Origin of the sequence: Halorubrum sp. (genome assembly GCF_046498025.1) — an archaeon.
In the GTDB taxonomy this organism is placed as follows: Archaea; Halobacteriota; Halobacteria; order Halobacteriales; family Haloferacaceae; genus Halorubrum.
Genome location: NZ_JAWOBM010000036.1, coordinates 1 through 23,760, shown reverse-complemented (window position 1 = coordinate 23,760; position 23,760 = coordinate 1). Strand labels below are relative to the sequence as shown.

The 23,760-nt window shown below is 69.4% G+C and carries 16 protein-coding genes; 5 read left to right on the top strand and 11 right to left on the bottom strand.

Going from position 1 to position 23,760, the window contains the following annotated elements; all coding sequences use genetic code 11:
- Positions 1 to 159: 159 nt before the first annotated feature.
- Positions 160 to 2,946, top strand: coding sequence for a PAS domain S-box protein (locus R6U01_RS07635; RefSeq protein WP_410285868.1), 2,787 nt, complete (start codon positions 160 to 162; stop codon positions 2,944 to 2,946).
- Positions 2,947 to 3,053: 107 nt separating this feature from the next.
- Here R6U01_RS07635 and R6U01_RS07630 read toward each other — a convergent pair whose 3' ends face one another.
- The 7 genes from R6U01_RS07630 to R6U01_RS07600 all read right to left on the bottom strand — a co-directional run bounded on the left by R6U01_RS07630 (position 3,054) and on the right by R6U01_RS07600 (position 12,262).
- Positions 3,054 to 3,677, bottom strand: coding sequence for a hypothetical protein (locus tag R6U01_RS07630; RefSeq protein WP_410285867.1), 624 nt, complete (start codon positions 3,675 to 3,677; stop codon positions 3,054 to 3,056).
- A gap of 189 nt (positions 3,678 to 3,866) precedes the next feature.
- On the bottom strand, positions 3,867 to 7,196 hold the full coding sequence (locus tag R6U01_RS07625; RefSeq protein WP_410285866.1) for a PAS domain S-box protein: 3,330 nt from the start codon (positions 7,194 to 7,196) through the stop codon (positions 3,867 to 3,869).
- A 114-nt stretch (positions 7,197 to 7,310) separates the two neighbouring features.
- Positions 7,311 to 8,648: a glutamate-5-semialdehyde dehydrogenase gene (locus R6U01_RS07620; protein ID WP_410285865.1), complete on the bottom strand. Its 1,338-nt coding sequence runs from the start codon at positions 8,646 to 8,648 to the stop codon at positions 7,311 to 7,313.
- Positions 8,641 to 9,525, bottom strand: coding sequence for a glutamate 5-kinase (gene proB, locus R6U01_RS07615; protein ID WP_410285864.1), 885 nt, complete (start codon positions 9,523 to 9,525; stop codon positions 8,641 to 8,643). The genes R6U01_RS07620 and proB overlap by 8 nt, the downstream gene beginning before the upstream one ends.
- Positions 9,515 to 10,291, bottom strand: a complete 777-nt coding sequence (gene proC / locus R6U01_RS07610) for a pyrroline-5-carboxylate reductase (RefSeq protein ID WP_410285863.1) — start codon at positions 10,289 to 10,291, stop codon at positions 9,515 to 9,517. Before proC ends, proB begins: the two co-directional genes overlap by 11 nt.
- A 98-nt stretch (positions 10,292 to 10,389) precedes the next feature.
- Positions 10,390 to 11,382: a glycosyltransferase family 4 protein gene (locus R6U01_RS07605; RefSeq protein ID WP_410285862.1), complete on the bottom strand. Its 993-nt coding sequence runs from the start codon at positions 11,380 to 11,382 to the stop codon at positions 10,390 to 10,392.
- Between the two features lie 19 nt (positions 11,383 to 11,401).
- Positions 11,402 to 12,262 carry a hypothetical protein gene (locus tag R6U01_RS07600; RefSeq protein WP_410285861.1) on the bottom strand — a complete coding sequence of 287 codons (861 nt, stop codon included), beginning with the start codon at positions 12,260 to 12,262 and terminating at the stop codon, positions 11,402 to 11,404.
- Positions 12,263 to 12,418: 156 nt separating this feature from the next.
- Here R6U01_RS07600 and R6U01_RS07595 point away from each other — a divergent pair, with 156 nt between their 5' ends.
- Complete coding sequence (locus R6U01_RS07595; RefSeq protein WP_410285860.1) at positions 12,419 to 13,432, top strand: YbhN family protein; 1,014 nt, start codon at positions 12,419 to 12,421, stop codon at positions 13,430 to 13,432.
- Positions 13,433 to 13,593: 161 nt separating this feature from the next.
- Complete coding sequence (locus tag R6U01_RS07590) at positions 13,594 to 14,436, top strand: manganese catalase family protein (RefSeq protein WP_410285859.1); 843 nt, start codon at positions 13,594 to 13,596, stop codon at positions 14,434 to 14,436.
- Between the two features lie 3 nt (positions 14,437 to 14,439).
- Here the strand turns inward: R6U01_RS07590 and R6U01_RS07585 are convergent, their stop codons facing one another.
- Positions 14,440 to 16,092, bottom strand: a complete 1,653-nt coding sequence (locus R6U01_RS07585; protein ID WP_410285858.1) for a DUF2070 family protein — start codon at positions 16,090 to 16,092, stop codon at positions 14,440 to 14,442.
- Positions 16,093 to 17,127 carry a glycosyltransferase gene (locus tag R6U01_RS07580; RefSeq protein ID WP_410285857.1) on the bottom strand — a complete coding sequence of 345 codons (1,035 nt, stop codon included), beginning with the start codon at positions 17,125 to 17,127 and terminating at the stop codon, positions 16,093 to 16,095.
- 310 nt (positions 17,128 to 17,437) lie between these two features.
- On the opposite strand from R6U01_RS07580, the gene R6U01_RS07575 reads away from it, so the two are divergent.
- Together R6U01_RS07575 and moaC are read left to right on the top strand one after the other, a co-directional pair.
- Positions 17,438 to 18,901: an NAD(P)H-hydrate dehydratase gene (locus tag R6U01_RS07575; RefSeq protein WP_410285856.1), complete on the top strand. Its 1,464-nt coding sequence runs from the start codon at positions 17,438 to 17,440 to the stop codon at positions 18,899 to 18,901.
- Positions 18,894 to 19,415 carry a cyclic pyranopterin monophosphate synthase MoaC gene (gene moaC / locus R6U01_RS07570; protein WP_410285855.1) on the top strand — a complete coding sequence of 174 codons (522 nt, stop codon included), beginning with the start codon at positions 18,894 to 18,896 and terminating at the stop codon, positions 19,413 to 19,415. The genes R6U01_RS07575 and moaC overlap by 8 nt, the downstream gene beginning before the upstream one ends.
- 49 nt (positions 19,416 to 19,464) lie before the next feature.
- Here the strand turns inward: moaC and R6U01_RS07565 are convergent, their stop codons facing one another.
- Both R6U01_RS07565 and fdhF read right to left on the bottom strand, forming a co-directional pair.
- Positions 19,465 to 21,186 carry a formate--tetrahydrofolate ligase gene (locus tag R6U01_RS07565; protein WP_410285854.1) on the bottom strand — a complete coding sequence of 574 codons (1,722 nt, stop codon included), beginning with the start codon at positions 21,184 to 21,186 and terminating at the stop codon, positions 19,465 to 19,467.
- A gap of 101 nt (positions 21,187 to 21,287) precedes the next feature.
- The gene (fdhF, locus tag R6U01_RS07560; protein ID WP_410285853.1) at positions 21,288 to 23,435 is read right to left on the bottom strand and encodes a formate dehydrogenase subunit alpha; all 2,148 of its coding nucleotides are present in this window, start codon (positions 23,433 to 23,435) and stop codon (positions 21,288 to 21,290) included.
- Positions 23,436 to 23,760: the final 325 nt, after the last annotated feature.

Below are 23,760 nucleotides of genomic sequence, written 5' to 3'. Positions count from 1 at the left end.
CGGGATTGCCGTGCGGAGGACGATCGGGCTTCGGAACGGTCGCCCCCACCGGCGTTCGTCCCCGACCGCGGTACGGGCCGGTCGGTTCGGGTCCCCTCGCCGGGCGTGACGCTTAGTAGGCGATGTCTTACCGCAGAGACGCCGATCCAGACGGGGGGGGTGGCGGGACCGACCGGACTGGACGGCAAACACTGGCTGCCGCGTGAGGAGCTGTTCGTTCCGATCGATTCCGAGCGTGTGCTGTCGGCGGGGTGGAGCGACGACGGCGCGACCGCGTCGGACGCGTCGGCCGTTCGCGATGTCCTCGAGCGGGCCGGAGTCGCGCTCGCCGCGGCACTCGACCGGATCAACTCTCGAAGCGACTCCGCCCGGTCGAGCGAGACGGCCTCCGGAATCCGACTCGGCGCATTTCGACAGGCCATCGAGGACGCTGCCGACGGCATCGCCGTCCTCGACGACGAGGCGTTCGTTTACGTCGACCAGACGCACGCCGACATGTACGGGTTCGACGGCAAACAGCAACTGCTCGGCCGCAGTTGGCGAGAGCTATATGCTGCCGACGAAGCGGCGCGGATCGAAGGCGACGCGTTCGACGCGCTCGAACGCGACGGCCGCTGGCAGGGCCGAGTCACGGGGAACCGTCCCGACGGCACGACGTTTCCCGCCGAGCTGTCCCTAACCATGGTCGGCCCGTCTCGGATGGTCTGTACGGTGCGTGACGTGACCGATCGCGAGAGGCGGGAACGCGAACTGAGCTTAAAAGAGCGGGCGCTCGACGAGGCGGGAGCCAGCATCCAGATCACGGACCCGACTCGACCGGGGAACCCGTTGGTGTACGTGAACGAGGAGTTCGTGCGGCTAACCGGATACGACCGCTCCGACGCCCTCGGGCGAAACCCGCGGTTCCTCCAGGGACCCGGGTCGGATCCGGAGACGACGAATCGGATACGGACGGCGATCGACACCGAGCGGCCGATCACGACGGAAGTGAGAAACTACACCGCTGACGGCGAGCCGTACTGGGCGAAACTCTCCGTGATGCCGGTCAGAGACGCGAACGGGATCGTGACCAACTACATCGGCGTGCAGCACGATATCACCGAGCAACGACGGCTGATCAGAGAGCTCACAGACCGGACGAACCGGTTGGAACTCGTCCTCGGCGGGACGGGGACGGGGATCGGCGAGTGGGACTTCACCACGAACACGGTCACCTTGGACGCCACCTTACGCGAAATAGTCGGAACGAGCCCGACGACGATGGACGAGTGGCAAGCGATCGTCCATCCGGCGGACCGCGAGCGTTCCACCGACGCCTTGCGGCGGCCCATCGAGACCGGCGAGCCGACCGCTGAGACGGTTCGAGTCAGGACGGAAGACGGCGAAGTCACGTGGATCGACATCCACGCCGTGGCGAGCGATGCCGGCGACGGCCCCGCCCGGGTGCTGGCGATGGGACGAGACGCGACGGACCGCTCCGAGCGTGTGAGATGGGCGTCGAGACTGTTCGATCGGGGGCCGCTGCTGTTCGTTCAAACCCGTGCCGTCGACGGCGAAGCGGTCGTCGAAGCCTGCGACCGGTCGTTTTCAGCGGCGCTGGGATACGAGCGCGAAGCGGTGGTCGGGCAGCCGCTCACTCGTTTTTATACCGATGACTCGACCGATTCGCTCCGATCGGACGGCTACGAGCGCGCGCTCAGCGGCGAACTCACCGTCGCAGAACGCACGCTCGTGACGACGGACGGCGACACGGTCCCGTGTCTGCTGCGGGCGATTCCGCGCACCGTCGACGGCGCGGTCGTCGGAACCGACGTGCTGTTCGTCGATATCTCCGAACGCGAGAAGTACGTCAGACGACTGGAGGCGATGTTCAACAGCCCGTATCAGTTCACCGCGTTGATCCGCCCTGACGGGACCGTGACTGACGTGAACGACGCGTTAATCGCGCGCATCGGCGTCGATCGCTCGGCGATGGTCGGCGAACGGATCGACGAGTTCCCGTGGCTGAGCCTCGACGCGGACCGCGGCCTCACGGTCGGCGAGGCGGTCGGCCGCGCGGCGGACGGGACATTCGTGGAGAGCGAAGCTGAGCTACAGGGTCGAGACGGTCTCGCACGCATCGAAGTGTCTTTCAGGCCGATTCGTAACGCCGACGAGGATATCGCGCTGATCGCGGTGGAGGGGAACGACGTCACCGTGAGGACGCAACAGCGGCAGCACTTACAGGTCCTCCAGCGGGTCGTGCGACACAACTTCCGGAACGATCTAAACAAGCTCGTGGGGTGGACGACGATCCTCGCCGAGGAGTCGGACGCCGACCGCCGTCAGGACCACCTCCGTCGACTCACGCGGATATTCGATAGCTGGGAGCGGATCACGGAGAAAATGCGGGTGATCGACCGAGCGATACGGGAGATACCACGCGACGAGTCGACCGTCGACGTCCGTGAGGTCACCGAGACGGCGGTGACGGCGGCACACGGTGACCATCCGGACGCGACGACCGCCGTCTCGATAGACGCTCCGGACTGGGCCGTCTCGCGGTGGCTCGAACAGCCGCTTACCGAGGTGATGAAGAACGCGGTGCTCGCGGGGGACCGAGCGGACCCGCACGTCGACGTCTCCGTGGAACGGGCGGGCGAGGGCTGGCTTCGGATCGTCGTGGCCGACGACGGGCCGGGGATGCCGGACGTCGAGCGCGCGGTGTTAGCCACCGGCGAGGAGACGCCGTTGCGACACGGGTCGGGGCTCGGGGTCTGGCTGATTCGGATGCTGGTCTCGACTCTCGGCGGCGAGGTCGACGTCGACGTGACAGACGCCGGTACCGAAATCACGCTCTTAGTTCCGGCGGCGGCGGACAGCGACCGGTTCGGCCGGCGTCCGACCTCAGCCGGTGACGACGGCGGTCGTCGTCTGCGCTCTCGGGACGGGGCGTCGAAACTGTGAGGAGCGTGAAACCCGCTACGGAACGAAAAGCAGTCAAACGGCGAGCATCAGCAGCGCGTCCCCCGGCAACACGAGCCCTGGCCGCGGTCCGGAGTCGCCTGATAGCGTCACGACGCCCGATCCGAGACGGACCCGTCGCCCTCTTTTTCGACCGTCTCCGGCGGCCGTCGGTCCGACGCTCGTCTCGACTGCGCGCTCTCCGAACGCGGCGCCGATCCGAGCTTCCGCCACGTGGGGGGGACGTCCCGCTTGCCAACGGTTCGCGCCTCGATCCCGTCCCGCCCGGCTCGTACCTGAACGACGTAATCGAAGTGCGCCGAGCCGACGCAGCCTGAGCCGTCGATATCGCTCGCCGGCGACACGTGAACGAGCCCGCCGACGCCCCGGTTTCGCCACCGGCCGACGAGTTCGTGAAGGAACCGGTCGAGCGCGGACGAGTCGTGATGCGCTAACAGCTGCGTCATCGTCGCGATCGCGAACGTCCCCGTCCGCTCGCTCGTCACGACCTCCGTCGTCGTGCGTTCGACTGCGACGCCGAGCGAAGTGAGATCGCCGGGATATCGCTCCGCCGCGAGAAGCCGATCCACCAGTTCGTTCCCGCGTCCGTCGACGTAGACGGACGGATCGACCCGAGGTCGACGATCGCCGCCCGTCGCCTCCGCGGTAGGGTCGGTGGGGCGATGCAGATACTCGCACGCCACCGCGATCAACTCGGGTGCGTGAACACTCATACCCCTTCACCCGCCCGTTCCAACGCCGGGCGCGGACCGAGTCGCGTCGGCATCTCGGGTGCGCCACCCCCGTCTGAACACGTATCCGTTAACTGCCGACAGCAGGCGTATCTCCGCGCCCGAACAGATGAGGCAAGCGACCGTGAGACCGTATATCTCCGGGTCCGGTCGGCGGTCGCCGAGTCGTCGTCACCGGAAAAATCCGCGGATGATCTTCGACTCCGCGGCACGCAGATGCTGGTGGAGCGTCGACGAAGAGACGTCGAACCTGTCGGCGAGGTCGGCCCCGCTGATACCACGCGGGTCGTCGTAGTACCCCTCTCGCAGGGCCGTTTCAGCGATCTCCCGCTGTCGGTTGGTCAGGTCCCGGCCCCCGGTCGGCCCGTGACGTCTGCCGGTCGCCTCGGAGAGGTGACGCTTCGAGGTGAGCGTACACGAGTCGGAGACGGCAGACAGCTCCTCACTGACCGGCCCGATCACCGACGGGTCCGTCGTCCGGAACTCCAAGACGTCGGCGCCTGCACGGGCGCGAACGCCGGTCAGTCGCGTGTCCGTCCGCACGAGCACGTGACGAACGGGGGCGAGCGAACGACCCGGCGTGTCCGTCATCCGCAGAGCGAACTCGCGAGCATCGCCGTCGGCCGAGCCGATCGCGTCGAGTTCGACGCCCGGCGTCGCCGCGACGTAGTCGCGAAGCGCCGCGGTAGTGTAGTCGACCGCACGACCGGTCAGGTAGAAGCTCTCCGTGCCGGTCAGCGCGACGTGTTCGACCACGATAGTGCCGCCGTTCGGGAGCCCAGGAAACAGCGGTGACGGACGCCGACACTCGATGTCGAAGACGACCGGTGCCTCCGACCCGCTCGCGGAGTCCAACGTCGATAACCGCGTTCCGGCGGCGTCCGTTACCGCCTCGACCGCCCGCCGCTCCGGTTCGGTGAACCGATCCACACCCGTGCTGGCGAACTCGGCGACGGCGTGGACGGTCCCGCGATGGCTCATCGGGACCGCGAGCGATTCCCGGTAGCCGAAGTGAAGCAGTCGGTTGAGCCACTCGCCGTGGCCGCCCGTGGTCTCCCGCCCGTCGGAGACGTGCCGACGCTCGTTTCGCGAGGCGGCGACGACCGCGGGAAGCGCACCCTCGTCGTTCTCGTACAGCTTCGCCGGACCGCCCGGCTCGGACACCGCGACCGGATCGATCCGCTCGCCGACCGGATCGTACGTGCCGACGAACGCGTACTCCGCCACGCGGTCGCCGAAGCCGACCACCGCCTCGCGCACCGCCGTCTGCGTCTCTGCCGCCGCGATGGCGTCGACGGCGTCGACGACCGCCTCCCACAGGCCCTGATAGCGGTCCGCTCGCTGCTGAACGGTTTCGATATCACTCGAGAGTCCCTCTATCGATGTCCGCTGCTGGATCCGTGTCAGTCCCGCCGAGACCTGCTGGCTCACCGCCCGGACGAACGACTCGACCGTTTCGTCGCGGTCGTCGACGACCACGATCAGCAGGCTCGTCTCACTCAGTTGCGTGACGAGCGTCTGTTTCTCGGCCGAACCGTCGGCGTCGGCCACGGCGTCGACGGCGAACCAAGACGTGCCCGACGCGCCGAACGCCTGCCAGAGATCCGTTTCGCCGGGGCGGAGGCGTCGCCGACCGTGCGACTCGGAGTCGTCTCCGGCAGTCGCGCGTTTGACGAGCGCCCCGTCCGCGGTATCGCGGTCGTAGATGGCGATCTCGTCGGCCGCCACCGCGTCGGCGACCGCCTCGACGCAGGCGTCGAACGCGTCTTGCGGGTCCGCGGCCTGAAACACCCGGCCGCTCACGGCGTAGAGGCTCGTCAACCGGCGCTGTCGGTCGAGTTCGTCGCGCGTATCGGTGAGCTCGGTGATGTCGTTGGCGACCCCGAGCACGGCGTCTTCGTCGCTCCCGGTCGGCGAAAACGGGATCTTCCACGTCTCTAAGACGCGTTCCGTGCCCGCGGTGTCGGTGAGCGTCTCTTCGGTTCGATAGAGCGGTTCACCGGTCTCGATCACCCGTCGGTCGTCGTCGGTGAACGCGTCCACCTCGTCAGGGTGAGCCGTGTAGTCCGCGTCGGTCGACCCGATCAGGTCGGCGACGGTGGTGCCGTACGCCTCGGCGAGGGCCTCGTTCGCGAGCAGAAACTCGCCGTCGGTGTTTTTCGCGAAGACGAGCTGCGGCACCGCGTTGATCACCCGTTCGAGTTGGTCGCGTTCGGCCTCGATGCGGTCGCGGGCCTCGCGAAGTTGGCGTCGCTGCGCAACGAGCCGTATCGCCGTCCGGAGGTACTGCGTGATGATCAGGACGAGTTCGCGCTCACTCTCGTCGAGATCGTCCGGAGCCGGCGTCCCGACAATAAACACGCCGTCGTCGCCGACGGGGACGATGAGTTCGGTGCCGATCGGCGTCCCCCGATTGTGGACGTCCCGCTCGGCGGCTACGTCCGGGTAGTACGCGGGCGTGCCGGCGGTGAACGCCTTCCACGCGAGCGATTCGTCCGGGCGGAACCGCGGCACGTCCGCGACGAGCGATTCCCCCGCGCTGGAGACGGACACCGGAGCGAGCACGTCGGCCGTGGACTCGTCTCCGTCCGCCGCGTCCGCGGCCTCGTGTGCCCAATACCCGGAGAACGGTCGATCGATGATTTCCGTGATCCCCTCGATCGCGGTATCGATCACGGCCTCGTACCCGTTCGCCGTCATCAGTTCCTCGGCGAGCGACCGCGTCGCCTCGAAGCGACGGAGCCGTCGTTCACGGTCCGAGAGGTCGAGGTTCACGCAGGCAATCCCGCCGTCGGGAAGCCGGGCAAGCGACACGCGCTGTGTGATTGGAGAGCCGTCGCGTTTGACCCCGACCAGCTCTCCGTCCCACGACCCCGCGTCGGCCACGATCGGGAGAACCTCGGTCTCGATCCGCTCGATGGCGTCGTCCGCGTATATCTGTCGCCACGTCCCGCCGAGCAGCTCGTCGGGGTCGTCGTACCCGAACATCGAGACGTGCGCGTCGTTGAGATACGTGTACTCCCCGTCTTCGTTCAGTAGCGCGATGCCGGACGTCGTGAGTTCCATCGCCGTCGCCTGTCGTTCGAGCCGATCGAGGGACGCCATGCGTTCGCTGGCGTCTTGAAACACGCCGAGCACGTACTCGGTGCCGTCGTGTGTGAGCGTCGTCGACGTCACGTCGACGGGCGCCGTCGACCCGTCGGCACGCAGGATCCGGAGCGATTCGTCCGCCTCGGCAAACACGGGTTCCCGCCGTCCCTCTCGAGCGGCTTGAAACCCGGCACGATAACGTTCCTCCGGCTCCGGGGGGTGGAGTTCGGTCTGGTGCATTCCGATGAGCGAGGAGCGTTCACGACCGAACAGCTCCGTCGCCGCTTGGTTCACCGCGACGACGGTCCCGGTTTCGGCCTCCGCGACGAGAATTGGGGTGGGCGCCTTGATCGCCAGCCGCGCGAGGAACGCGTCGGCCCTGTCGTCTGGCGACGCGGAGTGTGGACTCATTTCAATGAGGGTAGTACCACATCGAGAGTGTTGAGTGTATCGTCGGGGTCGCGGTCCCGCGTGCCAGTTACCCCGGGGAGCGACCGCCGAATCGAGAGACCCGGGCGGAGCGGGCTACTCGCCGCCGACCGCCCACTCGGCGTCGAGCTCGCGGTGCGTGAACGGGAGCGCGTCCTCGCCGGAGTAGCTCGCGACGAGGTGGCCGTCCCCCTCGAGGTAGTACTTGTAGGTGGTGAGCCCCTCGAGGCCGACCGGGCCGCGCGCGTGGACCTTGCCGGTCGAGATGCCGACCTCCGCGCCGAGCCCGTAGCGGTAACCGTCGGCGAAGCGCGTCGAGGCGTTGTGGAAGACGCTCGCGGCGTCGATGCCGGTCATGAACGCGTCGGCCGCAGAGCGGTCCTCGGTGACGATGGACTCGGTGTGTTTCGAGCCGTGCGCGTTGACGTGTTCGACCGCCTCGTACACGTCGTCGACGAGCTTGATCGACAGTTCGAGGTCGCCGTACTCCGCGTCCCAGTCGTCGTCGGTCGCCGCGCCGACGTCGACGACCTCGCGGGTCGCGTCGTCCCCGCGGAGCTCGACGCCCGCCGCCTCGTAGCGCTCGACGAGGCCCGGGAGGAACTCGGGCGCGACGGACTCGTTCACGAGCAGCGTCTCGACCGCGTTACACACCGCCGGGTACTGTACCTTCGCGTCGAACGCGACGGCGGCGGCCATCTCCAGGTCGGCGTCGTCGTCGACGTAGACGTGACAGATCCCCTCCGTGTGGCCGAGGACGGGGATCTGGGTGTTGTCCTGGATGTACGAGACGAACTCGGAGGAGCCCCGCGGCATCACCAGGTCGACCTTGTCGTCGAGTTCGAGGAGCCGGTCGACCTCCTCGTGCGCCTCGACGAGCCCGGCCCAGCCCTCGGGGAGGTCGGCGGTCGCCTCGCGGATCACCCGGTGGAGGACGCGGTTCGACTCGCTCGCCTCGCTGCCCCCCTTGAGGATGACGGCGTTGCCGGACTTCAGCGCGAGCGCCGCGATCTGGACGAGCGCGTCCGGCCGCGACTCGAAGACGGTCGCGACCACGCCGATGGGGACCGACACGCGGTACAGCTCCAGCCCCTCGTCCAGTTCGCGGGCGGCGAGCGTCCGGCCGAGTGGGTCGTCCTGCTCGGCGACCGACTCGACCATCGCGGCGATGTCGTCGATCTTCGCGGCGTCGAGCTTCAGCCGGTCGACGAGCGCCTGCGTGTACTCGCCGCGCTCCAACATCTCCTCGGCCGCCTCGACGTCCCGCGCGTTCGCCTCGAGGATCGCCGACTCGTTCGCGCGGAGCGCGTCGGCGACCGATCGGAGCGCCTCGTTCCGGGTCGCCTCGTCGGCGTTGGCGAGCCGCAGGGCGGCCCGCTGTGATCGCTCGACCAGTTCGTCCGTGTCGCGGTCGATCTCGGTGGTCTCACTCATTCGTCTCACCCGATGTCGGCACGAATAGCGTGCCCGTCGGTTTACCGGCTGCGATCCGCTCTAACACGTCTCGGGTGGCGGAGCCGGCGATCACGGCGGGGGTACCGCTCTCGGCCACGTCGCGGGCGCCCTCGACCTTCGTCTGGATCCCGCCGAAGTCGGAGGTGGTGCTGTCCCCGATGATGTCCCGGACGGCGTCGTAGTTCGCCCCGACCGCCTCGATGACGGCGGCGTCCGGGTCGCGCTTCGGGTTCCCGGTGTACACCCCGTCGACGTCGGTGAGCGTGACGAGGAGGTCGACGTCGAGCGCGATCGCGGCCGACGCCGACAGCATGTCGTTGTCGCCGATCCGCAGCTCGTCGGTCGCCACCGCGTCGTTCTCGTTGATGACGGGGACGACGTCCCAGTCCAGCAGGGTCTCGACGGTGTTGGTGAAGTTGTCGAACCGCTCGGGCGCGTCGAGGTCGGCGCCGGTCACGAGGATCTGCGCGACCGGCTGGTCGTAGCGGTCGAAGCTCTGCGTGTAGTGGCGCATCAGGAGGCTCTGGCCGACCGTCGAGAGCGCCTGACTCTCCTCGATGACGTCCGTCTCGGCGTCGACGTCGACAGCGTCGGTGCCGCCGCCGTTGCCCAGCCGCCCGATGCCGGCGCCGACGGCGCCCGACGAGACGACGACGACCTCCTTGCCGCGCCGGCGGAGGTCCATCACGTCGGCGACGAGCTTGTCGAGCTTCACCCGGTCGAGCCGCGAGTCGTCGTCGGTCAGGGAGTTCGTCCCCGCCTTCACCACCACGCGGTCGGCCTCGGCGGCCGCGGTGCGCGCGCGGTCGACGGTTTCGGGATCGACGGCCCCGACCGCGACGCCGTCACTCGTCATCGAACGCCTCGGCCAGCTCCCGCGAGCGCTCCTCGGCCGCCGCGACGGCGTCGATCACCGCCTGGTCGGCGTCGCTGTCCCAGAGGACCTCCATGCCCTCTATCGTCGTCCCGTTCGGCGAGCAGACCGCGTCGATGAGCTCGTCCACGCTCCGGTCGTCGCGGAGCACGGTCTCCGCCGCGCCCTTGAACGTCTGCGCGGCGAGCGTCTCGGCCTGCTCGGGGTCGAGCCCGCCGTCGATCCCGGCCCGTTTCACCGCGTCGATGAGGTAGAAGGCGAATGCGGGCCCGCTGCCGTTGACGGCGGTCGAGATGTCCATCAGCGACTCGTCGACCTCGACGAACTCGCCGGCGTCGTCGAGCATGGCGCGGACCTCGTCGGTGAGCCCGTCGTTCGTCGCCGCCGCGGCCATGTCGCCCGTCTCGGCCGCGAGGTTGGGCATGATCCGGACGACCGTCGCCGGGGTCCGTTCGGCGACGAACTCGCGGGGGAGCCCCGCGGCCAGCGTCACCAGCTGCTGGTCGGCCCGCAGGTCGAGGTCCGCGAGCACGTGTTCTGCCACGTCCGGCTTGACGGCGAGGACGACGATTTCGGCGTCCCTCGCCGCGGCGACGTCGTCGGTCGTCTCGTCGGCGGCGTCCTCGACGGCGGCCAGCACGTCCGGGTCGATGTCGATCGCCGTCAGGTGATACGAGTCGGTCCTCGCGAGGCCGCGCAACAGGGCACCGCCCATGTTCCCGCAGCCGATTATGCTCACGCGTGTCATGTTACCTGCACGGAGACGACTCAGGGACATACCAACTGCGGTTTGGACAAGATTGCCACCAGACGCGCCGAGAGGGCCTCAGAGCTGACGAGAACGGCTTAAACCACCCGTTCGTACAGCGAGCGATACCGATCCGCGACGGCGTCGAGCGCGAACGCCGCGCTCCGGTCGGCCGCGTTCGCCCCGAGCCGCTCGCGGAGCGCGGGGTCGGTCAGTCGCCGTATCGCGTCCGCGAACGCCTCGGTCTCGTCGTCGTCGTCGGGGTCGATCTTGAGGCAGTCCTCGCCGTCGACGAGCCACGAGAACGTCTCGATGTCGCGGACGACGACGGCCTTGCCGGCGGTCATCGCCTCCAGCAGCGCGATCCCCTCGTTCTCCTCGTGGGTCGGGAACAGGAACACGTCGCCCGCGGCGAACGCCCCGCGGACGTCGTCGACGAAGCCGGTGAACGTGCAGTTGTCCGGCGACTCCTCGATGAGCCGGGTCGTCTCGCGGCCTTTTAACGAGAGGTCGAGCGGGCCGAACCACGCGAAGTCGACGTCTGGGAGCGCGCGGGCCACCTCGACGAACGTCGCTAACCCCTTCCGCTTGATCACGTGGCCGACGAGGAAGACGGTCGGCGGCTCCAGGTCGTACCGCTCGCGGTACTCCGCCTCCAGCGACTCGAAGCCCGCCAGCTTCTCGCGGTCGACGCCGTTCGAGATCACGGTCGTCGGCCGGTCGGTGTACCCCTCGATCACGCCGCGGTTGTACTCGGAGGGGCAGACGAGCGCGTCGGCGAGCCCGTACGCGCGGCCGAGATAGGGCCTGAGCGGCTTCGCGAGCGCGTTGGTGAACCGGAAGCTGTCGCCGAAGTCCTCGGCGGTGACGTGGGTGTGTGCGACCACCGGCACGCCGCGGGCGCGCGCTCGCTTCGCGTACCACACCGAGCGGGGGCCCATCAGGTTGCAGTGGAGCACGTCGGCGTCGAGCGTCGGCTCGGCGGTGTACGCGATCCCCTCCCGGTCGAGCATCTTCCGCTGGTGGTCGACCGATTCCTTGATGCCGCCGGTGACGTGGTCCGCGAACTCGAAGTAGTGGCTGACCTTCATCGCGGGGTCGCGTCGACGCTCACTCGACTTCCAGCCACGGGACCTCCATCAGCGGCGGGATGTGGGTCTCGATGTGGTGTTCCCAGACGCCCTCCTCGCCGAACGCCTCGCCGTGGTCGGCGGTGACGACGACGGTGCCGTCGAGCTCCGCGACGAGCTCCGCGACGGACTCGAGGGCGATCCGCAGGTTCTCCTCGTAGAGGCGAAGCGCCGTGACGCGCGTGCCGTCCGTCACGAGGTCGGTCGGGTCGAGCTCCAGCCACAACCCCGCCTTCTGCGCGAACTCGCTGTCGTCCAGCCGGCTCTCGATCTTCGGCCGGACCGTGTCGCTGAGCGACGAGAGGAGGCCGCCGTCGTCGTCGCTGTCTCCCGATTCCTCCTCCTGTCGTTTGATCCCCTTCCGGATCTGCTTGAGCTTCTGGCCCTTGCCCCGAGAGAGGTAGGGGGCGTGCGGCTGCATGTAGTGGAGCACCGTGCGGTCGGCGCGTTCGACCGCCTCGCGATTCTCCCGGAACGCCTCCGCGATCCCCCCCGGCGGAACCGTCCCGAGGTCGTCGTCCCAACCGGTCTTCCAGACGTCGTGGATGTCGCTGATGTGGTCGGAGGCGGTCCACTCGTAGTCGCAGCTCGCGCCCCACTTCAGCTCGTTCAGCGGCACGCCGAGGTCGTTGATGAAGGGGTTCCCGGAGAAGTAGGCGATGTCGTGGTCGCCGGTGAACGTCCGGGAGGCCCACTCCGGCGTCGACGAGCCGACGCTCCAGCGCTTCTCGAGGTCGCCGTCGAGGTACTCGTCGTACACGTCCTCGAACACGTCGTAGCGACACGCGTCGAGGACCAGACAGTAGTCCCACTCCGACTCGAGGAACCGCTGGTCATCCATAGGGTGCGCGACGGTATTCCACCGACGGTTGTATTCTTGTTGGTGTTCGGTCGCCTTCCGTCGGTTCCGGCCGCGGGCGCTCGGGCTCGACGGCGTGGACTCGGCTCCGGCCGCGGCGATCAGACGTTTCAAGTCCGGCACCGACGCAGGGGCCGTATGGACGGGAACCGTCGGCGCGGGCTGGTGGTCGGCGGCGCCGCGGCCGTCGGGATCCTCGCGGTGCTGTTCGTGATCGTGGGCGCGAACCAGGTCGTCGACACGGTGCTCGCGGCCGACTCGGGGCTGGTCGCGGCGACGTTCGGGCTCGCGCTCTGCTGGCTGATCGCGTGGAGCCTCATGCTCAGGACGGTCCTCGGCTCGCTCGACGTCCACCTCACGGTCACGACGTCGTTCCTCGTGTACGCCGGCGCCGTCTTCGCGAACAACGTCACCCCCTTCGGACAGGCCGGCGGCGAGCCGGTCGCCGCGGCGCTCATCGCGAAGGTGTCCGGGTCGCGCTACGAGACGGGACTGGTCGGGATCGCCAGCGTCGACGTGCTCAACGTCGTCCCCTCGATCTCGCTGGTCTTCCTCGGCGTCGGCGCCTACGCCGCGACCGCGGCCGTCGGCGAGCGGGTGGAAGTCGCCGTCACCGTCGCCGTCGCCCTGATCGCGTCGATCGCGACCGCGATCGCGCTCGGCTGGCGGTACCGGCGGCTCCTCGTCGACCGGCTCCCGGCCATCGTCGGGGGGCTCCTCGGGCGACTGCGGCGGTTCAACGCCGCCGCCGTCGAGGCCGGACTCGCCGAGCGGTTACGGAACTTCTTCGAGGACATCGAGCGCGTCGGCGCGAGCCCGCGGCGGCTCGCGGCCGCGGTCGGGCTCTCGCTGGCGGGCTGGACGCTACAGGCGGCGGCGCTGACCGTCGCGTTCGCGGCCGTGGGCGCCCCCATCGCCCCGGAGATCGCGCTGTTCGCGGTCCCGCTCGCGTACGTCGCCGGCGCCACGCCGCTGCCCGGCGGGCTCGGCGGGATCGAGGCGGCGTTCGTCGCGCTGCTCGTGCCGACCACGGGCGTCGCCGCGTCCACCGTCACCGCCGCCGTGCTCGTCTTCCGCGGCGCCGTCTACTGGCTGCCGATACTGCTCGGCGGGCTCTCCGTCTCGATGCTCGGGGTCGACGCGGTGCGGTGAGCGAGGCGACTCGCGAGCCGTTTCTGCCTCTCTCCGGGCGGCGCCTCGGCGGCGCCGCATTCGCGAGAGCGTCGCTGAGCGGGACCGATCGCGGGCTCCCTCATGGACTTGCGATAGAAGGGCGAAGAGTATCGGGGGTCGCGCCCGTTCGTCGAACTGACATGTTTTACCAAGACAGCGAACTGCAGTATCCCGTCGAAGTCGAGGACCCGAACCCCCTGTTCGCGAAGATGCTCCAGCAGGCGATCGGCGGTCTCGAAGGCGAAATGCGCGTCGCCATGCAGTACTTCTTCCAGGCGGCGGCCGTTCCGGACGAGCACGCGCAGTACCGCGAGGCCCTCCGCGACACGGCCGCCGAAGAGCTCGGGCACATCGAGATGCTCGCCACGGCGGTCAGGAAGAACCTGCGGGGCGCGCCGACGTCGTTCGCGGACGCCGAGGACGGGCGGGACTTCGCCGCCCTCGCCGGTCTCCACCCCCGGCAGTTCCTCTCGTCCGGCCTGAACGCGATGCCCACGGATTCGGCCGGCGTGCCGTTCAACGGGGCCTACGTCGTCGCCACCGGCAACCTGGCCTCCGACATGTACGCCAACATCACGGCCGAGTCGGGCGGGCGGCTCCTGGCGACGCGCCTCTACGAGATGACCGACGACCCCGGCATGGAGGACATGCTCGCGTACCTCATCGCCCGCGACACGATGCACCAGAACCAGTGGATCGCCATTCTCAAAGACCTCGGCGACTCCGAGGAGCCGTTCGACGTGCATCCCGTCCCCGACAGCTTCCCGAACGAGGCCGAGAATCAGGAGTTCAACTACGACTTCATGTCGACGAACCGGGAGGCCGAAAGCGACCCCGGCGAGGCGTGGACCGGCGGCGAGGCGCCCGACGGCAAAGGCGAGTTCTCATTCATCAACCAGATCGAACTCGACGGCCAGACGATCAGCATCCCGACGCCCGACCCGGGCACCTACAACAGCCCGAAACCCCCCCAAGAGGACTGACGGTCAGAAGAACAGCCACAGCACGAGCAGCGCGTACAGCACCGCCAGCGCGATCACCGTCAGCCGGATGAGGATGTTGACGCTGAACACGAGCCCGTTGTAGTCGTTCTTCAGCAGCTTGAGCGGGGCCGCGCGTCGGCTTTCGAGCCCGATCGTCGCGGGCGAGACGTCGTCGACGGCGCGCTCGATGGCCGCTTCGAGGGCCTCGACGTTCGACCGTTTCATGTTCGCCAGCTCGTGGACGGAGGCGTGGGTGTCCGTCGAGAACACGAGCACTTCGTCGTACTCGCCGCGGTGACTCGCCGCCAGCTCCCGGATGTCCGCCGTGACGCCGTTGGTGTCGATCCCGACCGTGAGCACGTCCTGTCCGTCGACGGACTCGACGATGGCGATCATGTCTTGATCGGTGCGCTCGACGGCGAAGCCGGCCGCGTACTCGTGAAGCGGCGCCTCGGCGAGTCGATCGCGGAAGTCGTCGAAGTGGCGTTTCAGGCGGTCGGCCTCGCTGGATCCGTACTGCACCTCCTTCGTCGGACCGTCCTGGATGTCGTGCTTGTGGAGGTCGACTACGAGCAGGTCGGACGCGTCGACGTCGCGCACGAACACGCCGGTGTCGTAGTCGTCTATCCCCTCGCTGTGGAGGAAGACGACCCGTTTGTCGCCGAACCGGCGACCGTAGAACTCGATCTCGCCGTAGTCCCCGTGGACGAGCCGCGAGGCGCGAGCGACGCCGTCTGGGTCGGCGACCGCGTCGAGGACCTTCTCGGCGTCGCTCGGGTTCGAGAGGTCCTCCTTGTGCGTGCAGGGGACGTGGAGGAAGAAGCCGTGCTCGTCGCGCCCGTCGTTCAGGGCGTCGATGACGTTCCCGCTGAGCTGGCCGCCGCCGAACCCGCCCAGCGGTCCCGGGTGGACCCACGGGGCGGCGAGCGTCAGCCGCTTTCCGTTGTCGATCGCGAGCGTCTCGACGGCGGGCTCCGCCTCGACGCCGAGGTCGAGCGACTCCCGGTCGTTCCGGAGGATCCCGGACGTGAGCGCGAACGCGGAGACGTCGGTGTTCGTCCGGATGAGGTAGTCGACGATGGCGAGGACCAACACGAGGAACGCGGCCGCGATCAGGAGCGACGCGAACGCGAACACGTGCCGGTACGTCGAGAAGCCCAGGTCGCCGCCCGCGTACGCGTAGAACGCCGCGATCAGCGCCGCCGGCTGGGCGAGCGCGACGACGAGGATCCGCTTGTAGCGGTCGATCCCCGTCGACACGACCAGGACGAGGATGTTGATCAGGTAGATCGTGATGAAGAGGAGCCAGACGATGCTCCACGCGTTCCCCACGTCGTTCGCGCCGGAGAGCACGAGCGCGTAGACGAACAGGACGAACTGGTTGACCGCGGCGAGAAAGAAGCTCCACGACCGCGGGTAGTCGGGGAGCGCCCGGTGGAACAGCTCCCCGGCGAACAGAAAGGGAAGGAGAAAGAGGAGGGCCGCGACCGGCAGGACGCTCGACGGGTCCGGGGACAGCGGCGTGAACGTCGAGAAGGCGACGAACGCGACGAGGCTGTACACGACGCTGAGCCCGATCAGCGCCGGGATCTGTACCCTCAGCGGGGGGACGCCGAACACCAGCCGCTGGAAGACGTCGACGTTGTCCGCCCCCATCTAGGCCGACACCTCGTAGATGCACTCGAGCTCGTCTATCGTGTGGTTCACGGAGAACTCCTCGACCGCCTCCCGCGTCCGGCGGTCGCCGTCGAGACAGTCCTCGACCGCGCGCTCCATGTCGTCGAGGTCGCCGTAGGCGAACCGGGCGCCGTTGGCCTCGCCGATGGTCTCGTCGAACGGGGGGACGTCGGCCGCGGCCACCGGCGTCCCGCAGGCGTTCGCCTCCAGCGTCGAGAGCCCGAGGGTGTCGCAGGTCGAGGCGGTGACGAAGACGTCGAGCGCCGAGTAGAAGGCCGGCAGGTCCCCGCGCGGGAGGAAGTCTCGGAACCGCACGTTCTCCGGCGCGTCGCGTTCGAGGGCGTCCCGCACCGGTCCCTCTCCGACGAACTCGAAGCGCGCGTCCGGCATCCGCTCGGCCAGTCGGAGGGTCTCGTCGACGTTCTTGTTGCGGGTCATCCGCCCGCTGTATCCGACGGTCGGCCCGTCGCCCTCGAACTGCGAGCCCTCGACGGGGCGGAACGTGTCCGTCTCGATGCCGACCGGGAGCTTGTGCGGGGCCACGTCGCGGCGGATCCGCGACGTCGACGCGGTGACGCAGTCGAACGAGCGGAGGAATCGGTTCTCGTAGGCGACGTACAGGCGCCCGGCGACGTCGGAGAGCGACTCCAGCTTGAGCCCCTGCACGAAGTAGTCCTCGACCGGCGTGTGGTGGGTGTACACGGACTTCACGCCGTGCTTCTTCGCGTACCGGCGCCCCATCAGCCCGGTCGACGCCGGGCCGTGGCAGTGGACGATGTCGAGGTCGGGGAGCGTGGAGAGCCGCCGGTAGAGCGGAAAGCGGTACTGCCGATAGAAGGGGTTCGGAAGCGACCGCACCGGGATCTCTCGATCGTCCGGCTCGTGGCTGCTCGCCGGGTAGACGACGTACACGTCGTGGCCCCGGTCCTCCAGGCGGTCGCGCCACGCGCGGATCGTATACGTGACGCCGTCGATACCGGGGAAGTAGCTGTCTGTAAAGAATCCGATATTCATACGAGAGTCCGTCGTCCGCGTGTCGTCGGCCGGAGACCGCTCTCAGGGGGCGCGCGCACCGTGTCTCGACGCGTGGGGGCGTTGGGCGCCGCGTCAGCACCGAACGGGAGCCCGGCGCATCCCACCGACGTCTCGGGATATGAAGCGGGTCGCACGAGTTCTGTCTGGCGGATTCCCCATCGAAAAGCTTCAACATTTTCATTCCGAGCGCGGGCGTCGCGGCCCGCGCCGGTCGGGCGCCGAGTCGGTTCCGCCGGCGGGGAGCGACGGCGCCCCCACGCTTAATCCCGCGGGGCGCGGATCCGGAGGCATGATCTCGTCCGAACGCATGGCCGCGGTCGACGCCAACGCCGCGGCCCTCGGCGTCCCGCGCAAGCAGCTGATGGAGTCCTCGGGCAACGCGGTCGCCCGCGAGGTGCGAGCGGTCGCCGACCCGGGCGCCGAGGTCGCGCTGCTGTGCGGGCGCGGGAACAACGGGGGCGACGCGTTCGTCGCCGCGCGGTTCCTCTCGGAGTACGACGCGACGGCTCACCTGCTCGGCCGTCCGGAGTCGATCCGCACCGACATCGCGCGGGAGAACTGGGAGGCGCTCGGCGCGGCCGAGGTCCCGACCGAGACCGTCGCTGACGCCGCCGACCTCTCGCTCGGCGAGCCAGACGTGATCGTCGACGCGATGCTCGGCACGGGCGCGACGGGGGCGCTCCGAGAACCCGAGCGGACGGCCGCGCGGCTGGCGAACGAGAGCGACGCCGTCGTCGTCGCCGTCGACGTCCCCTCCGGGATCGACGCCGACACGGGCGGGCCGACAGGGAGCGAGGGCGATGCCGACGACCGCACGGAGGCCCCGCACGTCGAGGCCGACCGGATCGTCACCTTCCACGACGCGAAGGCGGGGCTCGACGCGCTCAACGCCGCGCTGACGGTCGCGGACATCGGGATCCCGGCGGCCGCGGAGCGGTACACCGGCCCCGGCGACCTGCTCGCGCTCGGCCGCGACCCGGACTCGCACAAGGGCGAGAACGGCGAGGTGCTCGTCGTGGGCGGCGGCCCCTACACCGGCGCCCCGTCGCTGTCCGCCCGGGCGGCGTTCCGGGCCGGCGCCGACCTCGTCCGGGTCGCCTGCCCCGAGACCGTCGCGCGGGAGGTACAGGGGTACTCCGCGAACCTCATCGTGGACGGGCTCGCCGGCGACCGGCTCGGGCCCGACCACGTCGACCGCGTCGCGGAGCTCGCCGCCGACAACGACGTGGTCGTGCTCGGCCCGGGGCTCGGCGACGACGACGCCACGATGGCGTTCGTCCGTCGGTTCCTGTCGGCGTACGACGGGCGGGCGGTGGTGGACGCCGACGCGCTCCGCGTCGTCCCCGACGTCGACACCGACGCGACGCTGGTCTGCACGCCGCATCAGGGCGAGCTCGTCGGGATGGGCGGCGAGACGGCCGACGACCCGGACGAGCGGGCGGCGCTCGTTCGGTCGTTCGCGGACGAGGTCGGCCACACGCTCCTCGTGAAGGGCGCGGTGGACGTCGTCAGCGACGGCGACGCGGTCCGGCTCAACCGCACGGGGAACCCGGGGATGACCGTCGGGGGGACCGGCGACGTGCTCGCGGGGACGGTCGGCGCGCTGGCGGCCGTCCTCGACCCGTTCCGGGCGGCCGCGATAGGGGTGTACGTCAACGGACTGGCCGGCGACGCGGCGGCCGCCGCGCACGGGAACGGCCTCGTGGCGACGGACTTACCCGACCGGCTTCCCGAGGCGATGCGTGATGAGTGACGAGGGCGAGGTCGCCGACGGAGCCGCCGACGAGCTGACCCACACCGACGAGTCAGGTGGGGTCCGGATGGTCGACGTCGGCGGGAAGCCGGACACGAGCCGGCGCGCGGTCGCGCGCGGCGAGATCCGGCTGACCCCCTCGACGATCGCGGCGGTTCGGGCGGACGAGGTCGGGAAGGGAGACGTGCTCGCGACCGCGCGGATCGGCGCGGTGCAGGCCGTCAAACACACGTGGGAGACGATCCCGATGTGCCACCAGATCCCGATCACGAACGTCGACACGGACTTCTCGGTCGGCGACGACCGGATCGAGCTGACCGTCGCCGTCGAGACGACCGGGAAGACCGGCTGCGAGATGGAGGCGTTAGAGGGCGTCACGACCGGCCTCAACGTCGTCTGGGACATGGTGAAGGCCGCCGAGAAGGACGACGACGGGGGGTACCCGAACACCGGGATCACCGGGGTCGAGGTCGTGGAGAAGGAGAAGCGGTCGATCGACGCCGACGGCGACTGAGGCCCCGGAAGGGCGGGCGGAGGGCGCCCGTGTGCTCAGAGCGGCCCGCTCAGAACAGCCCGGTCACGTCGCCGTCGGCGCCCACGTCGATATCCCCGGCGGCCGGTTGGGCGGGGAGGCCCGGCATCGTCATCACGTCGGCGGTCTTGACGACGACGAAGCCCGCGCCCGCCGACGGCGACACCTCGCGGACGGTGAGGGTCCACCCCGCCGGCACGCCCGTCAGCGAGGGGTCGTCGGCGAACGAGTACGGCGTCTTCGAGACGCACACCGGGAGGTCGCCGTACCCCCACGCCTCGACGCGCTCGACGTCGTCGGCGGCGCCGTCGACGTACTCCACGCCGTCGGCGCCGTACACCTCGCGGGCGACGGTCTCGACCTTCTCGCGAATCGGAGCCTCGACGTCGTACAGCGGGGCGAACGTTCCGGTCCCGGCGCGCTCGCAGACCAGCTCCGCGAGCCCGGTCGCCCCCGCGCCGCCGTCGCGGTAGGCGGTCGAGCGCGCGACCGGCACCCCCGCGTCGGCCAGCGTCGACTCCAGGGCCGCGAGCTCCGACTCCGCGTCGTCCGGGAAGACGTTGATCCCCACGACCGCGGGGATCCCGAACGACTCGACGACCTCGACGTGCCGCCGCACGTTGTCGACGCCCGCCCGGACCGCGTCGGGATCGGTCGCGTCCAGCGCGTCGAAGTCCGTCGGCCACATCTCCAGTCCGTGTCGCTTGGCGCCTCGAACGGTCGCGACGACGACAGCGACGTCCGGAACGATGCCCTCGCGGGCGACGATGTGCGCGAACTTCTCGGCGCCGAGGTCCGCGCCGAAGCCGGCCTCGGTGACCAGGTAGTCGGCGAGCGAGGCGCCGACCCGGTCGGCCACGAGCGTGTTGGTCCCGTGCGCGATGTTGGCGAAGGGGCCGCCGTGGACCAGGGCGGGGACGCCCTCGACGGTCTGCACGAGGTTCGGGCGGAACGCGTCGCGTAAGAGCGCCGCGGCGGCGCCCGCGACGCCGAGGTCGGCGGGGGTGACCGGGTCACCGGTCTCGTCCTCGGCGAGGACGATCCGCCCGATGCGCGCCTTCAGGTCGGCGACGTCCTCCGCGAGCCCGAGGACGGCCGTCAGCTCCGAGGCGGCGGTGATGACGAACTCGTCCTCCCGCGGGACGCCCCGGGCGGGGCCGCCGAGCCCCACGACGGTCTCGCGGAGGGCGCGGTCGTTGACGTCGAGCGCGCGCGGCCAGTCGACCCGGCGCACGTCGACGCCCGCGTCGTTCCCGTGATGCAGGTGGTTGTCCAGCGCCGCGGCGATCAGGTTGTGCGCGGCCGTGAGCGCGTGGATGTCCCCGGTGAAGTGGAGGTTGATCGCCTCCATCGGGAGGACCTGCGAGCGCCCGCCGCCCGCGGCGCCGCCCTTCACTCCGAAGACGGGTCCGAGCGAGGGCTCCCTGACCGCGACCGCCGCGGACTCCCCCAGTTCCGCGAGCGCCTGTCCGAGCCCCACGGTCGTCACGGTCTTCCCCTCGCCCCTCGGGGTCGGGGTCATCCCGGTCACGAGGACCGTCGTCCCGTCGACCGCGTCGGCGTCCCCGGTCACCGAACGCACCGCGTCGAGGGTGAGCTTCGCGATCCCGTCGCCGCGGGGTTCGACGTCGGCGGGGCGAAGCCCCAGATCGGCCGCGACCGCCTCGATCGGGCGCGGGTCCACGGCGCGCGCGACCGCGAGATCGGACTCCGGTGCGTCGACCGCGTCGTCCGCCGGGTTCGAGTGCGCCATACCGGCCCTTCTCAGGGGTGGCCAATGAGGATTGTTCGTGACGTGGTGGCACCTCTCGTGGTCGCGCTCTTTTAAAAAACCGGCCGCGCCGGTCGTCGGCCTCAGTCGTCGGCCGGCTCCGCGTCGTCCTCCGGTTCGCCGCCGTCGGAGACCGTGACCGCGATGTCCGCGGCCGCGGCCTTGTACTCGGGGATCTTCGCGCGGTCGTCCAACACGTCGTTCGTGAGGCGGTTCGCGGAGGCGGCCGCGAAGTGCGGCGTCGTCCAGACGACCCCCTCCTTGATGTCCTCCGTCACCTGCGCTTTCACCTCGATCTCGCCGCGTCGGGAGCGGAGGGTGACCGTGTCGCCGTCTTCGATCCCGTAGTCCGCGGCGTCGTTCGGGTGGACGTCGACGAAGTTCTCCGGGTGCTGTCGCATCAGCGTCGGGGAGCGCCGGCTCATCGTCCCCGTGTTGTAGTGCTCCTCGAGCCGCGCGGTGGTGAGGATCAGCGGGTACTCCTCGTCGGGGACCTCCGCCGGCGGCTGGTGGCGGACGCCCTCGATCTGGCCGAGGCCGCTCTCCGTGTCGAAGGAGTCCTCGTAGAGGAACTGATCGCCCTCGTCGCCCTCCTCGTAGCAGGGCCACTGGATCCCCTCCTCGCCGAGCCCGTCGTAGGTCATCCCGTGGTAGATCGGGCACACCTCGCGGAGCTCCTCGAAGACGGCCTCCGCGTCCTCGAAGCGGAACTCGTCCTCGCCGAACAGGCGACTACCGACCTCCATCAGGATGTCGAGGTCGTGTTTCGTGTTCTCGTGGACCTTCTCGACGCCGCGCATCCGCTGGACGCGACGGTCGGTGTTGGTGACGGTACCGCCGCGTTCCGCCCACGTCGTCGCCGGGAGCACGACGTCGGCGAACTTCGCGGTCTCCGTCATGAAGATGTCCTGTGCGACCATGAAATCCAGCGACTTCAACCGCTCTTCGACCTCGTTTCCGTCGGGCTCGCTCATCACGGGGTTCTCGCCCATGACGTACAGCCCTTTCACCGAGTACCCCGCCTCGTGGGAGATCTCGACGTTCGTGAGCCCGGGCTCGTCCGGCACCTCGAATCCCCACACGTCCTCGACGCTCTTCCGGGCCTCGTCGTCGTCGACGAGCTGGTAGCCCGGCAGGACGTTCGGCATCGCACCGACGTCACACGTTCCCTGGACGTTGTTCTGGCCGCGAAGCGGGTTGACGCCGGTGCCGGCCCTGCCGAGGTTACCGGTGATCAGCGCGAGGTTGATCTCGTTCTGGACGTTGTCGACCCCGCAGGTGTGCTGGCTCATCCCCATCCCGGTGAAGATGGCCGCGTTGTTCGCCATCGCGTACTTCTCGGCGGCGAGCTCGATGTCCTCGAGGGGGACGCCGGCCTCCTCGGCCGCCGCCTCCTCGTCGAAGTCCTCGAGGGTCTCCTTGAGGTGGTCGAACCCCTCGGTCCGCTCCTCGATGAACTCCTCGTCGATCCAGCCGGCGTCGGGCTCCTCCTCGTGGCGTTCGAGGAGCGTCTTCAAGACGACGTTGAGCAGCGGGATGTCGGCTCCCGGGTTCAACTGGAGGTGCATGTGCCGGTCGGTCTCCTCGATGTCGAACGACCGGGTGGTCTTGTTGGCGTGGGGGTCGACCTGGATGACGGTCGCGCCCTCAAGGACGGCCTGCCGGAAGTACTGGCTGTTGGCGATCGGGTGTTGCTCGCCGGGGTTCGCGCCCTGGATCCAGAACACGTCCGCCGCCTCCTCTAAGTCCGCCATGCTGTTCGTCATCGCGCCCGCGCCGAGGCTGGTCCGGAGCGCCCACACCGTCGAGGCGTGGCACATCCGCGTGCAGTTGTCGACGTTGTTGGTGCCGTACCGGCGCGCGAGCTTCTGGAGGAGGTAGTTCTCCTCGTTCATCGTCTTCGAGGAGCCGAAGAATCCCATCGCGTCGGGGCCGTACTCGTCGCGAATTCCCGCCATCTCCGAGACGATCCGGTCGTACGCCTCCTCCCACGTCGCCTCGCGGAACTCGCCGTCTCCCTTTATCAGCGGCTCCGTGAGCCGGTCCTCGTGGTCGACGACCTGCGTCGCCGCGCCGCCCTTGATGCAGACCCGGCCCTCGTTGACGGGCGCCTCGCCCCACGGCCTGAAGTTCACGTCGCCCGGGTCGTCGCCCTGTTCGACCTTGATCCCGCAGCCGACGCCGCAGTACGGGCAGATGGTCTTCGTCGCCTCGTCCCCCTCAGTGGACATGACTCTCACCCTGACGTGCGCTCATACGTCACGGTTTGTCATGCCTTCCGCATGAGTGTATCGGTCGTTTCGGTCTCCGGAGGGGTCGGCGCCGCTCGTCGGCTCCACCCGCCGCTCGCCCGTTTCGCCGTGGCTCGTCGGCTCCGCCCGCCGCTCCTCCTGTCCGCCCGCCGCGCGTCCCGCCGAACCGTTTTGTCGGCGGCCGACGTTCGCCCGGTATGGACCCGACGCCCGCCGAGGTCGCGGCCCGCGCGGACGAGCTCGTCGAGACGTACCGCGAGACGGCCCCGTCCAGATTTTCGACAATCTGATCATCAATGCAATC

What these genes read in the sequence shown, in the direction of transcription:
- R6U01_RS07565 (WP_410285854.1), bottom strand. Translation starts at nt 21,186, where the DNA reads ATGGCGCACTCGAACCCGGCGGACGACGCGGTCGACGCACCGGAGTCC.
- R6U01_RS07620 (WP_410285865.1), bottom strand. Translation starts at nt 8,648, where the DNA reads ATGAGTGAGACCACCGAGATCGACCGCGACACGGACGAACTGGTCGAG.
- R6U01_RS07630 (WP_410285867.1), bottom strand. Translation starts at nt 3,677, where the DNA reads ATGAGTGTTCACGCACCCGAGTTGATCGCGGTGGCGTGCGAGTATCTG.
- R6U01_RS07595 (WP_410285860.1), top strand. Translation starts at nt 12,419, where the DNA reads ATGGACGGGAACCGTCGGCGCGGGCTGGTGGTCGGCGGCGCCGCGGCC.
- R6U01_RS07580 (WP_410285857.1), bottom strand. Translation starts at nt 17,127, where the DNA reads ATGAATATCGGATTCTTTACAGACAGCTACTTCCCCGGTATCGACGGC.
- fdhF (WP_410285853.1), bottom strand. Translation starts at nt 23,435, where the DNA reads ATGTCCACTGAGGGGGACGAGGCGACGAAGACCATCTGCCCGTACTGC.
- proC (WP_410285863.1), bottom strand. Translation starts at nt 10,291, where the DNA reads ATGACACGCGTGAGCATAATCGGCTGCGGGAACATGGGCGGTGCCCTG.
- R6U01_RS07585 (WP_410285858.1), bottom strand. Translation starts at nt 16,092, where the DNA reads ATGGGGGCGGACAACGTCGACGTCTTCCAGCGGCTGGTGTTCGGCGTC.
- R6U01_RS07590 (WP_410285859.1), top strand. Translation starts at nt 13,594, where the DNA reads ATGTTTTACCAAGACAGCGAACTGCAGTATCCCGTCGAAGTCGAGGAC.
- proB (WP_410285864.1), bottom strand. Translation starts at nt 9,525, where the DNA reads ATGACGAGTGACGGCGTCGCGGTCGGGGCCGTCGATCCCGAAACCGTC.
- R6U01_RS07600 (WP_410285861.1), bottom strand. Translation starts at nt 12,262, where the DNA reads ATGGATGACCAGCGGTTCCTCGAGTCGGAGTGGGACTACTGTCTGGTC.
- R6U01_RS07605 (WP_410285862.1), bottom strand. Translation starts at nt 11,382, where the DNA reads ATGAAGGTCAGCCACTACTTCGAGTTCGCGGACCACGTCACCGGCGGC.
- moaC (WP_410285855.1), top strand. Translation starts at nt 18,894, where the DNA reads ATGAGTGACGAGGGCGAGGTCGCCGACGGAGCCGCCGACGAGCTGACC.
- R6U01_RS07575 (WP_410285856.1), top strand. Translation starts at nt 17,438, where the DNA reads ATGATCTCGTCCGAACGCATGGCCGCGGTCGACGCCAACGCCGCGGCC.
- R6U01_RS07625 (WP_410285866.1), bottom strand. Translation starts at nt 7,196, where the DNA reads ATGAGTCCACACTCCGCGTCGCCAGACGACAGGGCCGACGCGTTCCTC.